This window comes from Geodermatophilus sp. URMC 63, assembly GCF_053502565.1.
The window spans coordinates 2,042,774-2,055,577 of record NZ_CP199956.1 but is presented as its reverse complement, the minus strand read 5'-3'; the positions used below and the strand labels follow the sequence as shown (position 1 = coordinate 2,055,577).

Here is a 12,804-nt window from a genome sequence, read left to right as displayed (position 1 = left end):
TCCCCTACTCGCCGGCCACGACGACGATGGCGACCAGGCCGGCGGCCGCGCGGGCCGCGACGTCCGGACCGTCGGCGGCATCGACGAGCACGTCGACCACCCGCAACCCGTCGGTGCCCGGCGGCCCGGACCGCACCACCGTCGCCTCCACCGGGCCGGGCGTCCCCGCCGCGTCCGGCGCCCCCGTCGCACCGCTGCCGGCCACCGGCACCAGCAGCACGTCATCTCCAGGTCGCAGCGACGTCGCGGGCAGCTGGACGGCCGAGACGCCGACACCGACGAGCTGCTGACCGGGAGGCGGCAGCGGCTGCTCATTCAGCGCCTCGCGGGTGAGCAGCGATCCCGGCGTCAACGTGGTGGCGGCGACCATGCCGATCACCCGGTCGCGCTCGCCGTACGGGATCGGATCCAGCGCCGGGTCGGCGGACACCCGCGCCTCCACCAGGTCGGCGGCGGTGATCGACTGCCCCCAGGGCACCTCACGGGCGACCGCGATCACCGGCGAGGTCCGTCCCAGCGACGTGGCCAGGTAGGCGGCACCGAGCGCACCGAGCACCACCATCGCCACCGCCAGTGCCAGCAGTGCCGGGCGACGGCGGCGGCGCGGTGGCAGCAGCGCCGCCGCCGACCCGTTGAGTGCCGCGGCGGAACCCGGCGTGCCGGTGCGCGGAGGCTGGGTGCGGGTCATCGGCTGCCGCCGTCCTGGTTGAGGACGTGCAGCTCACCGACAAGCAGCTCCGCCGACGACGACAGCTCCAGCGTCTCCGTGCCCGACAGGCCGCCACCGGACCAGGTGATCGTCCAGGTGCTCGTCGCCGTGACCGGCCAGGCGCCATCGGGGACGTGCCTGGTCGACGCCTGCGCGTAGACGTGACCGCAGTCCGGCGACTCCCTCTCACTTCCTGGCGTGTAGGGCGTCCCGGCGCCACAGACGACCGTTGTCCCGTCGCCCATGTCCCAGACGATGCGGCTCACCTCGCCTACGGCGGTGACCGTGACGCCGCCGGCCGACACCGACTGCCGGGTGGGCCCCAGGAACGCCTCCCCGCGCTCGGTCCACATCCACACCGGCAGCCCGACCAGCCCGCTGGTTGAGCCTGGAGGCGGCGCCATCCGGATCTCCGGCGCGCGCATCACGAGCGATGCGATCGCTTGTTCCGCCAGGACGCGCGGGTCCACGGGGGGACCTGCCGGCAGGGCGGCGCCGTTCCCGACGAAGACGAGGACCGCGGCCATCCCCGACCCGTCGATGCGGGGACACGCCTTTACATAGACCACCCCGTCGGCCGCGGTCTTGCCCGCCCAGACCACGCTGTCCGGTGGCGGCTGCGGCTCGGCCACGCTGTACATACATGGGTCGGGCGCAGAGCCGTCCCCGGTCGTCGTCTGACTTTCCCCGGCGTCGTCACTGCCGACGTCAGTCGATCCGCCCGCTGTCTGCCCTGGGGACGTCGCTTCAACCAAGCAGATGCCGGTCTGCGCATCCTGCTTGGCGCAGTCGACGGGTGGGGCCGCCATCGCGCCATCCGACCCGCCGGAGATGGCGAGCATCAGGGCGGCCACCAAGGCCACGCGGGACGCTCTCAGCACGGTTGGTTCGTCAGCGGATCGAGTTGGTTGACCAGCCACGGGGATCCCGGTTCGGGCTCGTAGCGGGTCACGGTGATGTCCCATACGTACCGCGGCGGAGTCCCGGGTGGCACGACCTCGCCGGTTTGCACCTTCACCACCTGCGTGCTCCGGCTGTCGTAGCAGCCCGTGATCTTCACGGTCGGCCCTTCGGGAGACGCCAGGTCGACGCCGGCGACCTCCAGGTCGACCGCGGTATCGCCTTCCTGGCGGAGGCCGATCGTCGCGTAGTCCCGTACTGCCGTGACGGCGAGCAGGGCGGCGGGGTCGCCCGCAAATCGCCGGATCTCGGTTTCCCAGTCCCTGGCACCAGGGTCCTTCTTGGCCGCGTCGGTGACGCGCAGCATCTCGGTGACGACCGCGGTGGCAGCTTCTGCTGCCTCTTCCTCGGGGGTTGGCGCGCTGCTCGTCGCAGGAGCCGGCGTCGAAGTTTGCGAAGACGACGACGCCGTTGCGCTTGGCGGCAAGTTGTCCGAGCTGGCCTCACCTTCGGTGCAACCGGTGACGGCCAGCAGCGTGAGGAGCGCCCCAGCCGTCCACCGCCGTCTAGTCATCTCGTGTGCCTCGCCGGGTCCACAGGCCACTCTCAAGCACGTGGACGTCCGCCACCGGCCGGTGTACGGAGCTCGAGGGCGCGCCGACCCATGCCATCCTCGGCTCTGTCGTGCGGACCATGGGCACCTCCCCGGGTAGCGGCTGCGGGAAATTACCACCGAAGTCGCCCGTGGGAGCAAGGCCCTCCTCCGGTAAATCTCCTGTTCAGCCTCCGAAGGACGCCAAGGTTGGGTGATCGCTGCGCGAACGGCGGACGGCGGCCTCCACCCGCGGGGCGTCCACCCCGAGGATCTCGGCGATGGCGGCGATCACCTTGGCGGAGGGATCCACACTGGGGCGCCCGTCCTCCAGTCGCACGTAGGTCATGACGGACACGCCAGGAGCCGTCACCTCGTTGGTGGCGCGTCCGGCGGCCAGGCGAAGAGCCGCCAGCGGCGGGTCCCCTGAATCGACGTCGAGCAGATACATCGGGTCGACACCCAGCGCAGCCGCCAGCCGGGGGACATAGCGGGGCCGCGGACGCTCCAGTCCCATCTCCCACACCCGGATGCGCGAGGGGCTCGAGAGCTCGAGTCTCGTCGCCAGTTCGTCCCGGGTCAGCCCCATGGCCTCACGGGCAGCCCGCAGGCGGTCGCCGCGAAGCAGTGGCCGCGCCATGGCAGCTCCCCACGTCACCTGTTCGGTGGACACCCGCTCGTGTGACGTCGAACCCTAGCCGCTATCCCCACGCCCGTCCGGGAGCCCCGTCGGCCGGACACGACCTCGCGAACCAGAGAACTACAGGAGCGGAACCGGAGGACGCTCGGCTACTGCCCGGACGGTCCCCGAAGGCCTCGTCCGCGAGCCGACGAGCCCCCGCGCCCGGGATGCTCAGCCCACATCGGGTGTTGTCGGACGTCGGCGGCAGACTCGGCGCTCGTGGAGCACTCTCCCGCGGCCGTGACCGCTCGACTGTGGCCCCTGTTGGTCGCCGTCCACCGGGCCCTGTCCGCCGGCGTGGCCGTCAGTGCGGCCATCCACACCGCCCACGGCTGGAGTTCCGCAGCCGACCGCCACCTGGACCACCAGCTGGTCCGTCGCGAGGCGATGGAACGACTCAAGCCCTGGGGCGCCTCCCCCGACGACCTGGCCGACGAGCTGAGCGACCCACTCATGGTCCGACAGCTGGAGCTCGTCAACGCCAGCACGGCCAACCTGGGCCTACCGATGAGCGGATTGCTGCTGCGAACGCCTACCGACGTGCTGCGCGTCTGGCGGTCCGACGACGGCAGCCTGCCCGACGCCGCCACTGACGGCCTACGCGCCTTCTACCGCCAGGCCCCCAGCCGACAACTGCAACTGATCCTCGACGACGACCCGACCGGGGCTCGGAGGGCGCGCGGGCACCTGGCGCTGCTGTGGGCCGACACCGGCGCCACCCTCACCCGCTTCGACCTGGTCCGACCCGGCGGGCACATCGGCCGCCGCGTGCAGGTCGACTGGCACATCGCCCTCCTCGACCGCGTCAATAACAGCGCGGCCTGACCGACCTCCGGTTGAGCCTTGGGGCGGACGACCGGGGCCCTGGCTGTAGTGCACTCGAGGCCGCCCGCATCGTCGTCGACGACCGCGGAATCCCGGCGGCGCAGCCTGTGATCGGCGACGTCGTAGGTCGAGCGGTTCGTGCTGAGAACTGGCGCGTAGATCAGGGGTTTTTCATGGCTCATGCTGGGCCATATTCAGCTCGCACGCCTCTGAGCTGGACTTTTGAGCCGACGGGGGGACTCGAACCCCCAACCGCCCGATTACAAGTCGGGTGCGCTACCAGTTGCGCCACGCCGGCGGGACACGGGGACCAGCCCCGGGACCAGGATAGGGACAACACAGGGGAGAGCTCGGCGGCCCCGGACCGGCACCGGACGACGGTCGACCGTCGCGCTGCGCCCAGGACCGTCGGCGGGCGCTGACCGGCCGACCTACAGCCGGGGGTCGACCGGCTCGGACTCCAGCGCGAGGACGGCGAAGACGCACTCGTGCACCCGCCACAGCGGCTCGCCGCGGGCCAGCCGCTCCAGCCCCTCCATCCCGAGCGCGTACTCCCGCAGGGCGAGTCCGCGCTTGCGGCCGAGCGAGCGCTCCCGCAGCCGCTCGAGGTGCTGCGGCTCGGTGTAGTCCGGGCCGTAGACCAGCCGCAGGTACTCGCGTCCCCGGACCTTCAGCCCGGGCTGCACCACACCGCGCCGGCCGTGGGTGAGGTTGGCCGCGGGCTTGACCACCACGCCCTCGCCGCCGGCCGCGGTGATCTCCTCCCACCACGCCGTCGCCGCGGCCTCGCCGGTCGGGTCGGTGACGTCGACGGGGAGCGAGCGGGTGCCGCGGACGAGCTCGGGGTCGGCCGCGGCGAGGCGGTCGGCGACGGCCAGGTGCCAGGCGTGCGGCCGGTCGGCGTACGTGGTCCCGGCGGAGGCGAGCAGCTGGAAGGGCGCGAAGGAGACGCCGCTGAGCCCCTCGGTGGGCCAGCAGTACCGCCGGTAGACCTCGGTGAAGGCCTCGGCGTCGGCAGCCCGGCGCCGCTGCCGGTCGAGCACGTCCGCCACCTCGAGGCCGCGCGCGGCCGCCTGCTCCAGCGCCGCCACGGCGACCGGGAGCGCCGTCCGCGCGGCGGCGCCGACCGCCGCGTACTGGGAGCGGACGAGGTCGCCGGCCTTGGCCGACCAGGGCAGGAGCTCGGCGTCGAGCAGCAGCCAGTCGGTGCCGAGCTCCTCGAACAGCCCGGCCTCCTCCGCCGCGGTCGAGAGCCGGGCGGAGAACGCGCCGGTCAGGTCGCCGGCGAGGACGGAGCGTCCGGTCCGGGTGTGCAGCACCCCGGAGCCGTCCCGCCGCACCAGCGCCACCGCACGGGAGCCCATGTGCTTCTCCTGGCAGATGACCTCGGTCACGCCCTCGCCGCGGTAGTACGCGAACGCCTCCGCCGGGTGCTCGAGCAGCCCGGGCCGCTCCGACGTCGCCGAGGGGCTCATCGTGGGCGGGAGGTACAGCAGCTGCTCCGGTGCGACGGCGAAGCGGCTCATCACCTCGATCGCCGCCGCGGCGTTCTCCTCGCGCACGGTCACCCGCCCGGCCAGGCGGGTCTCGACGACCCGCTTGCCGAGCACGTCCTCGACGTCGAGGACGCCGTCGGGACGGTGCGCCCCGGCCGCCGGGGCGGCGTCCTCCACGGGCAGGAACGGCCGGGCCGGCTCGTAGTACGTCTGCCCGGCCGGGACGCTGACCAGCTCCCGCTCCGGGTAGCGCAGCGCGGTCAGCCGCCCGCCGAACACGCAGCCGGTGTCCAGGCACAGCGTGTCGTTCACCCACTCCGGCGACGGCACCGGCGTGTGCCCGTAGAGCACCATCGCGCGGCCGCGGTACTCCGTCGCCCACGGGTAGCGCACCGGCAGGCCGAACTCGTCGGTCTCACCGGTCGTGTCGCCGTAGAGCGCGAAGCTGCGCACCCGCGCGCTGGACCGGCCCTGCAGCGACTCGGGGAGCCCGGCGTGCGCGACGACCAGCGCCCCGCCGTCGAGCACGTAGTGGCTGACCAGGCCGTGGCAGAAGGCCTCGACCTCGCGCCGGAAGTCCTCGTCCTCGGCCTCGAGCTGGGCCAGGGTGCGCTCCAGGCCGTGCGTCACCTGCACGGTGCGGCCGCGCAGCGCGCGCACCAGCTTGTTCTCGTGGTTCCCCGGCACGCACAGGGCGTGCCCGGCGGCCACCATCCCCATGACCAGGCGCAGCACGCCCGGCGAGTCCGGCCCGCGGTCGACGAGGTCGCCGACGAAGACCGCCCGGCGTCCGGCCGGGTGGACGGCGTCCACCGGGCGGCCGAGCTCGTCGCGCCGCAGGGCGTAGCCGAGCTCGCTCAGCAGCTCCTCGAGCTCGGCGCGGCAGCCGTGCACGTCGCCGACGACGTCGAACGGGCCGGTGTCCTCGCGCCGGTCGTTGTACTGCTTCTCGTAGCTGATGACCGCGCGCTCGACCTCCTCGGTGCCGTCGAGCACGTGCACCTTGCGGAAGCCCTCCCGGCCCAGCCCGCGCAGCCCCCGGCGGAGGTCGGCGCGCTGCCGCTGGACGACGCCGGGCGGCAGGTCGCGGTCGGGCCGCCCGGCGTTGCGGGCGAGGCACACGCTCTCCGGGACGTCGAGGACGATCGCCACCGGCAGCACGTCGTGCTCGCGCGCCAGCCGCACCAGGGACGCGCGGTCCTCGGGCCGCACGTTGGTGGCGTCGACGACGGTCAGCCGCCCGGCGCGCAGCCGGATGCCGGCGATGTGGTGCAGCAGCGCGAACGCCTCGGGAGTGGCCGACTGGTCGTTCTCGTCGTCGGCCACGAGGCCGCGGCAGGAGTCGCTGGAGAGCACCTGGGTCGGCCGGAAGTGCCGGCGCGCGAAGGTGCTCTTGCCCGAGCCGCTCACCCCGACCAGCACGACGAGGGACAGGTCGGGGACGGCGAGGGTGCGGGCCCCGGCGGTCACGAGACCACCTCCGCGGCGCCGCGGGTGAACACGGCCAGCTGCGTGGGCGGGCCGACGTCCGGGTCCTCGTCCCCCACCCCGAGCAGCCGGACGGCGTACCCGTGGCGCTCCCCCACCGTGGCGGTCCACGCGGCGAACTCCGCGCGGGTCCACTCGAAACGGTGGTCGCGGTGCCGGAACGCGCCGGCGGCCAGCCCCTCGAACCGCACGTTGTACTCGGCGTTGGGCGTGGTGACGACGACGGTCCCCGGCGCCGCGGCGCCGAAGACGGCGTGCTCGAGCGCGGGCAGCCGGTCGGGGTCGAGGTGCTCGACGACCTCCACGAGCACGGCCGCGTCGTAGCCGCGCAACCGGGCGTCGGTGTAGGTCAGGCCGCTCTGCAGCAGCCGGATGCGGGCCCGCTGCCGCTCGGGCATGCGGTCGAGCCGCAGCCGGCGGGCGGCCACCTCGAGCGCCCGGGCGCTGACGTCCACGCCGAGCACCTCGGTGACGGCGGGGTCGGCGAGCAGCGCGGGCAGCAGGGCGCCGGCGCCGCAGCCGAGGTCGACGACCCGTGACGCGCCGGCCGAGCGCAGCGCCGCGAGCACCGCCGCGTGCCGCTGCACCGCGAGGGGCACCGGCCGGTCGGTGCCCCCGTCCCCGGTGGCCTCGTCCCCGGTGGCCGGTCCGCCGGCGGCACCGACGGGCGGCGCGGTGGCGTCGTCCAGCGTGTCCGGCTCGGCGTCGTCGACCTCCGCGAGCCGCTCGAGGGCCCGGCCGGTGAGGGCGGCGCGGTGCTTGAGGTAGCGGCGGGTGATCAGGTCCCGGTCCGGGTGGGTGGCCAGCCAGCCGGAGCCGGCGCGCAGCAGCTTGTCGACCTCGTCGGTGCCGATCCAGTGGTGCTTGGCGTCGTCGAGGACGGGCAGGGCGACGTAGAGGTGGTTGAGCGCGTCGGCGAGCCGGAGCTCCCCGGTCAGCCGCAGGTCCACGTACCGGGAGTCGCCCCACTCCGGGTACGTGGTGTCCAGGGGGACCGCCGTCGCCTCCACCCGCCACCCCAGCGGCGCGAAGAACCGGGAGGCCATCTCCGCCCCGCCCCGGCAGGAGAGGGCGGGGACGCGCACCTCCAGGGGGAGGGCGACGTCGACGAGGTCGGGGCGCTCCCTGCTCACGCCCCGGCGGGCACTGGCGAACGCCTTGCCCAGGGCGACGGCGAGCAGGCTGGAGGCGGCGTAGGGGCGGTCGTTGACGTACTGGGCGAGCGCGGCGCCCTCGGCACCGCCGGCGCGCGCGGTGCGCACCAGCCCGACCGGGTCGACCTCGAGCAGCAGCGCGACAGTGCAGCGGTGCTCGTCCGCCTCCGGGTAGAACACGTGCGCCGTGCCGGTCGAGACGTCGACCTGCTGGGCCCGCGCGGGGTTCTTGTGCAGCAGGAAGCCCAGGTCGGTCGCGGGCACGTGGGTGGTGGACAGGGTGACGAGCACGCCGCAGTGTCACCGAGGAGCGGCGCGGAGTCGACCACCTTCCTCGGATCGGGCGGCGCCGCGTCGTCCGCCGGCGCCCCGCGGGGGCACGGTGGTCAGACCATCGGGTCCATCGCGCCGGGGACGGGGAGCGCCGGGACGGCGTCGGGAGCGACGACCAGCAGCACACCGAGCACGAGCAGCAGGGCCGCCGTCCCCCAGACCGCGACCCGGCGCCACGGCAGGGTCTTCTCGACGGCGATGAGCCCGGCGACGACGGCCGTCCAGGCGACGCTCATGACCCCCAGCGCGAACAGCGACGCCATCAGCGCCCAGCAGCAGCCCACGCACCAGGCCCCGTGCCGCGCTCCCATCCGCACCGCTCCTCCCGGGCCGTCCCGCCAGGCGCCGAGCAGGAAGCCCAGCGGGCTGCGGCACCGGCCGAGGCAGACGTCCTTGAGCGGGGACACCTCGTAGGCCGCCGCGACGACGAGCGTGGCGCCGGCGACCCACCGGCCCGCGCGGTCCCAGGCGAGGACGTCGCCCCCGACCCGGCCCACGACCGCCCACAGCGCGAAGGCCGCCAGCCCCGCGCCCGCCCAGGTCACCAGGTAGCCCGCGGCGAACAGCAGCGGCGACAGCGGCGACCGCCGCCTGGTCATGCGGGCGTAGAGCGCGACCGTCGGCGCCACCGACGGGAACATCATCGCCGCCATCATCACGACCCACGTCCCGAGGAACCAGCCCAGCGTCCCCAGCTCGGTCCAGGGCCCCTGGTCCATGCCGCGCATCCGGCGCACGGTCCACCACCAGCCGGCGGCGGCGAGGGCGAACAGCACGGCGATCAGCCCGAGGCGGACGCGGGCGGCGGCGAACGCGGGAGCCAGGCCCCCGCCTCCGGGACGTTCCTGCGCCGGGGCGCTCACCGGATCACGCCGACCAGGAGAACTCCGCGGTCGAGACGCCGCTCCTGCCCTCGTAGCGGATGCCGAAGGCGTCAATCCGGGAGCGCCGCGCCTCGGCGATCGTCAGGTCCGACGCGACCGGGTGGCCCCCACCCTCCAGCCTGGCCGGCCGACCGTCCTCCTTGTTGAACGGCACGACGTCCTCGATCTCGAAGTCGATGGCGTCGCCGACGCGGACGCTGTGCCGCAGCCCGTCGTCGCGGAACTCGATCGGCGCCCGTTCGACGCCGGCGATCTCCGCCACGAGCGGGCCCAGCGCGGCCATCGGCCCCCCGAGCTGCCCACCGAAGACCTGGACCAGCTTGTCGAACTGCTCGTCGGTGGCCTGGTCGTCGACGAACATCCCGAGTCGCCAGTTGCCGTCGGTCATGACTTTGGGCGTGTCGATGATCGTCACGACCCTGCGGCCCCGGACGTCGGTGCCGTCGACCTGGCCCTCGCGGATGTCGAAGGCGAGGGCCGCCCGACAGAAGTCGTAGGTGGCACCGTGGTCGAGCGAGAGGTTGCAGGGGCACATCAGCTCACACGAGCACGTCTCGGCGTAGCCGCCCCTGAGGTTCCATGCCATGGCCGGTCCCCTCCGTGACCCAGCCAGTGTCCGATCCGGGCCGGGACCGGTCAACCACCTCCCGCGCGGGCCAGGTGCCGCCGGCGGCACCGTGCGGGGCTCAGGCGGCGTCGGTGCCGGCGGCCGGGCCCTGGCAGAGCCAGTCGGCCGGGTCGCTGCCGGGCAGCGGGCCCTCGGCCAGCCAGCGGCCGAAGCCCTCGGGGTCGCGGCGCTCGAGCTCGTCGAGGGTCTCCTGACGGCGGCGGACCACCGCCTGCCGCGACGCGGGGTCGAGCCGGCCGGCCAGGGCCGCCGTCGTGCCCAGCCACTCCCGGCCCAGCGCGACGGTCGACATCGTGGTCACCGGCGGCAGGGCCAGCACCCGCGCGCCCGACTCCCCCGGGCGCTCCCCGGTCACCGTCCGCGGCACCCCCGGCGGGGACGCCGGCGCGAACCCGGCGGGCGCGCTCCCCGCCCGGCGCCCGGTCCGCCGGCCTGCGCGCACCAGCCAGACGGCCGACCCGGCGACGACGAGCAGCGCGCCGACCGAGGCGGTGAGTGCGGGGCCCCCGAGCGCGGCCGTGCCGGACAGGAACAGCAGCACGCCGATCGTGGCCGCGCCGGCCCGCCACGCGGCCTCCAGCGGCGCGAGGGTGCCCTCTCCGGTGGACTCGCGGGCCACCCCCGCGGCCAGGCAGGCGGTGACGACGGCGGCCAGGCCGACGGCCAGCAGCCCGGCAGGCCGCAGCGCCAGACCGCCGACGCCGGCCACTCCCGTCCCGGCGAGGACGGCGAGGCCGAGGAGCAGGCGGGCGGGCAGACCGCGGGTCGACACGAGCAGCCTCCAGAGAGCGCAGGCCGGGCACGAGGTCCGGCCGTCCCGCTGGAGAGGGCGACCGGGCTGGCACCCTACCCAGCGGCCACTCGATCGCACACCGTGTCCGGGCGTGTCGGGACCGTTCGGTCGCGCACGGCAGGATCGGCGTCCGTGGGCACCTCCGTCGTCGACCTCGGCCCGTCCCTCGCCGTGGTCCTGGTGCTGCTCACCGCACTGGCCGCGGCGGCCGGCCGGCTCTCCGGCCTCGGGCAGGAGCGGCCGGTCGTCGTCGCGGCCCTGCGGGCCACCGTGCAGCTCGGCGTGGTCTCGGCGGTGCTGCTGCTCGTCGTCGGCTCGCTGTGGCTGTCGACGGCGTTCGTGGTCCTCATGGTCACCGTCGCGGCGCTCACCGCGGCCGGGCGGGTCAGCGGCCGGCCGCTGCGCTCCTCCGGCGCCCCGCGCCGCGTGCTGTCGGCGGGGCTGGCGGTGGTCGGCGGTGCCGGGCCGGTCGTGGCGCTGGTGCTGGCCAGCGGGACGGTGCCGCTGCGCGGGGAGGCCGTGATCCCGGTGGCCGGCATCCTGGTCGGCGGGGCGATGACGGCGACCTCCCTGGCCGGACGGCGGCTGCGCGAGGAGCTGACCACCCGGCGCGGCGAGGTCGAGGCGGCTCTCGCCCTGGGGCTGCTCCCCCGCGACGCCGTCCTGGAGATCGCCCGCCCGGCCGCCGCCACCGCCCTCCTGCCGCCCCTGGACCAGACCCGCACCGTGGGCCTGGTCACCCTGCCCGGCGCCTTCGTCGGCGTGCTGCTCGGCGGGGGCAGCCCGCTGGCCGCCGGTGCCGCCCAGCTGCTCGTGCTCGTGGGGCTGCTGGCCGCCGAGGTGACGGCGGTGTGGCTGGTCACCGAGCTGGTCGCCCGGGGGCGGGTGCTGCCCGACCTGCCCCGCTGACGACCCGTCCGGGGACCCCGTCCAGAGACCTCACAGGCATCCTCCAGGGCCCCGCCAGACGCCCGGCGCACCGTCGTGGGTGCAGGGCGGCGGACGGCCGCCCACGGAGGAGGCGCAGGACAGTGACCGACGGAACCCCGTACCCGAACCCGGCCCACCAGCCGACCGGTGCGACCCCGGGGTGGACCCCGCCGTCGTCCCCGCCCCCCGGCACCTGGTACCCGGCCGGTGGCGCGGCGACGGCGACCCTGCCGCCGCCGGCGGCAGCGCCCGCGCCCGCCCCGCGCCGCGGGGGCCGGCTGCGCCTCGGGGTCGCGGCCCTGCTCGCCGGGGCCCTCATCGGCGGTGGCGCCGGGGCCGGTGTCGTCGCCCTGACCGACGACGGCAGCGGCAGCGGGACGGCGGCTCCCGCCGCCGCGCAGAGCGTGGTCATCAAGGACCCGGAGTCGGCCACCGCGGTGACCGCCGCGGCGGCGAAGGCCTCGCCCAGCGTGGTCACCGTGTACGTGACCGGCGGCTCGGGCGCCGGCAGCGGCTCGGGCGTCGTGCTCTCCGCCGACGGCTACGTGCTGACCAACAACCACGTGGTCACCCTCGACAGCAGCACCGACGCCGCGACCATCCAGGTGCGCACGTCCGACGGCACGCTCTACGACGCCACCGTCGTCGGCACCGACCCGACCTCCGACCTCGCCGTGGTGAAGCTGCAGGGGGCCGGCGGGCTGACCCCGGCCACCTTCGCCGACTCCGACGACGTGCAGGTCGGTGACCTCGCCGTCGCGATCGGCGCGCCGCTGGGCCTGTCCGACACCGTCACCGACGGGATCATCAGCGCGACCGACCGCGCGGTGGCCACCGGCTCCACCCAGGACGACGCGACCGTCATCGACGCGCTGCAGACCGACGCCGCGATCAACCCGGGCAACTCCGGCGGCGCCCTGGTGAACGCCGCCGGCGAGGTCGTCGGCATCAACACCGCCATCGCCTCGGTCGCCTCGGGCGCGCCCGGCCAGGACGCGCAGAGCGGCAACATCGGCGTCGGCTTCGCCATCCCCAGCAACACCGCGAAGCGGATCGCCCAGGAGATCGTCGACGACGGCTCGGCGACCCACGCCGTCCTCGGGGTGCAGGCGCAGACCGCGGCCAGCGACACCAGCAGCGAGGTCGGCACCGGCGCCCGGCTCGTGCAGGTGCAGGCCGGCGGGGCGGCGGCCTCCGCCGGGCTGCAGCCCGGTGACGTGGTGACGGCGGTCGGCGACCGGGCGGTCACCACCTCCACCGAGCTGACCGCCGCCGTCCGCAGCGCCGCCCCGGGCTCGAAGGTCACGCTCACCGTCCGCCGCGGCGGGCAGACGACGACCGTCGAGGTCACCCTCGGCAGCAGCGACCGCTGAGCACTCCGGCACCCCAC

The 12,804-nt window shown here is 75.1% G+C and carries 12 protein-coding genes and 1 tRNA gene; 3 read left to right on the top strand and 10 right to left on the bottom strand.

Features of this window, described 5'->3' with window-relative positions; all coding sequences use genetic code 11:
• Positions 1 to 4: 4 nt before the first annotated feature.
• The 4 genes from ACWIZO_RS09940 to ACWIZO_RS09925 all read right to left on the bottom strand — a co-directional run bounded on the left by ACWIZO_RS09940 (position 5) and on the right by ACWIZO_RS09925 (position 2,874).
• A complete protein-coding gene (locus tag ACWIZO_RS09940) occupies positions 5 to 688 on the bottom strand; it encodes an SAF domain-containing protein (protein WP_448642308.1) in 684 nt (227 codons plus the stop codon).
• The gene (locus tag ACWIZO_RS09935) at positions 685 to 1,563 is read right to left on the bottom strand and encodes an ATP/GTP-binding protein (protein WP_448642307.1); all 879 of its coding nucleotides are present in this window, start codon (positions 1,561 to 1,563) and stop codon (positions 685 to 687) included. Before ACWIZO_RS09935 ends, ACWIZO_RS09940 begins: the two co-directional genes overlap by 4 nt.
• Before the next feature lie 20 nt (positions 1,564 to 1,583).
• A complete protein-coding gene (locus ACWIZO_RS09930) occupies positions 1,584 to 2,183 on the bottom strand; it encodes a hypothetical protein (RefSeq protein WP_448642306.1) in 600 nt (199 codons plus the stop codon).
• 205 nt (positions 2,184 to 2,388) lie between these two features.
• Positions 2,389 to 2,874 (bottom strand): helix-turn-helix domain-containing protein, encoded by a 486-nt coding sequence (locus ACWIZO_RS09925; protein WP_448642305.1) that lies wholly within the window; start codon positions 2,872 to 2,874, stop codon positions 2,389 to 2,391.
• A 249-nt stretch (positions 2,875 to 3,123) separates the two neighbouring features.
• Here ACWIZO_RS09925 and ACWIZO_RS09920 point away from each other — a divergent pair, with 249 nt between their 5' ends.
• The gene (locus ACWIZO_RS09920; RefSeq protein WP_448642304.1) at positions 3,124 to 3,708 is read left to right on the top strand and encodes a hypothetical protein; all 585 of its coding nucleotides are present in this window, start codon (positions 3,124 to 3,126) and stop codon (positions 3,706 to 3,708) included.
• Positions 3,709 to 3,933: 225 nt separating this feature from the next.
• Here ACWIZO_RS09920 and ACWIZO_RS09915 read toward each other — a convergent pair.
• The 6 genes from ACWIZO_RS09915 to ACWIZO_RS09890 form a co-directional block, all read right to left on the bottom strand.
• Positions 3,934 to 4,006: transfer RNA gene (locus ACWIZO_RS09915), tRNA-Thr, on the bottom strand.
• A 133-nt stretch (positions 4,007 to 4,139) separates the two neighbouring features.
• Positions 4,140 to 6,674 (bottom strand): polynucleotide kinase-phosphatase, encoded by a 2,535-nt coding sequence (locus ACWIZO_RS09910; RefSeq protein WP_448642303.1) that lies wholly within the window; start codon positions 6,672 to 6,674, stop codon positions 4,140 to 4,142.
• Positions 6,671 to 8,137, bottom strand: a complete 1,467-nt coding sequence (locus ACWIZO_RS09905) for a 3' terminal RNA ribose 2'-O-methyltransferase Hen1 (protein ID WP_448642302.1) — start codon at positions 8,135 to 8,137, stop codon at positions 6,671 to 6,673. The genes ACWIZO_RS09910 and ACWIZO_RS09905 overlap by 4 nt, the downstream gene beginning before the upstream one ends.
• Before the next feature lie 95 nt (positions 8,138 to 8,232).
• Positions 8,233 to 9,042 carry a DUF2182 domain-containing protein gene (locus ACWIZO_RS09900; RefSeq protein ID WP_448642301.1) on the bottom strand — a complete coding sequence of 270 codons (810 nt, stop codon included), beginning with the start codon at positions 9,040 to 9,042 and terminating at the stop codon, positions 8,233 to 8,235.
• A 4-nt stretch (positions 9,043 to 9,046) separates the two neighbouring features.
• Entirely contained in the window at positions 9,047 to 9,649 is a 603-nt protein-coding gene (locus tag ACWIZO_RS09895; protein ID WP_448642300.1) for a DUF1326 domain-containing protein, read from the bottom strand.
• A gap of 100 nt (positions 9,650 to 9,749) precedes the next feature.
• Positions 9,750 to 10,463, bottom strand: a complete 714-nt coding sequence (locus ACWIZO_RS09890) for a hypothetical protein (RefSeq protein ID WP_448642299.1) — start codon at positions 10,461 to 10,463, stop codon at positions 9,750 to 9,752.
• Between the two features lie 153 nt (positions 10,464 to 10,616).
• Between ACWIZO_RS09890 and ACWIZO_RS09885 the strand changes: the two genes are divergently transcribed.
• Both ACWIZO_RS09885 and ACWIZO_RS09880 read left to right on the top strand, forming a co-directional pair.
• Positions 10,617 to 11,393 carry an ABC transporter permease gene (locus ACWIZO_RS09885; RefSeq protein ID WP_448642298.1) on the top strand — a complete coding sequence of 259 codons (777 nt, stop codon included), beginning with the start codon at positions 10,617 to 10,619 and terminating at the stop codon, positions 11,391 to 11,393.
• A gap of 122 nt (positions 11,394 to 11,515) precedes the next feature.
• On the top strand, positions 11,516 to 12,787 hold the full coding sequence (locus ACWIZO_RS09880) for a S1C family serine protease (protein WP_448642297.1): 1,272 nt from the start codon (positions 11,516 to 11,518) through the stop codon (positions 12,785 to 12,787).
• The last annotated feature ends 17 nt before the right edge of the window (positions 12,788 to 12,804 follow it).

What these genes read in the sequence shown, in the direction of transcription:
- ACWIZO_RS09930 (WP_448642306.1), bottom strand. Translation starts at nt 2,183, where the DNA reads ATGACTAGACGGCGGTGGACGGCTGGGGCGCTCCTCACGCTGCTGGCC.
- ACWIZO_RS09895 (WP_448642300.1), bottom strand. Translation starts at nt 9,649, where the DNA reads ATGGCATGGAACCTCAGGGGCGGCTACGCCGAGACGTGCTCGTGTGAG.
- ACWIZO_RS09940 (WP_448642308.1), bottom strand. Translation starts at nt 688, where the DNA reads ATGACCCGCACCCAGCCTCCGCGCACCGGCACGCCGGGTTCCGCCGCG.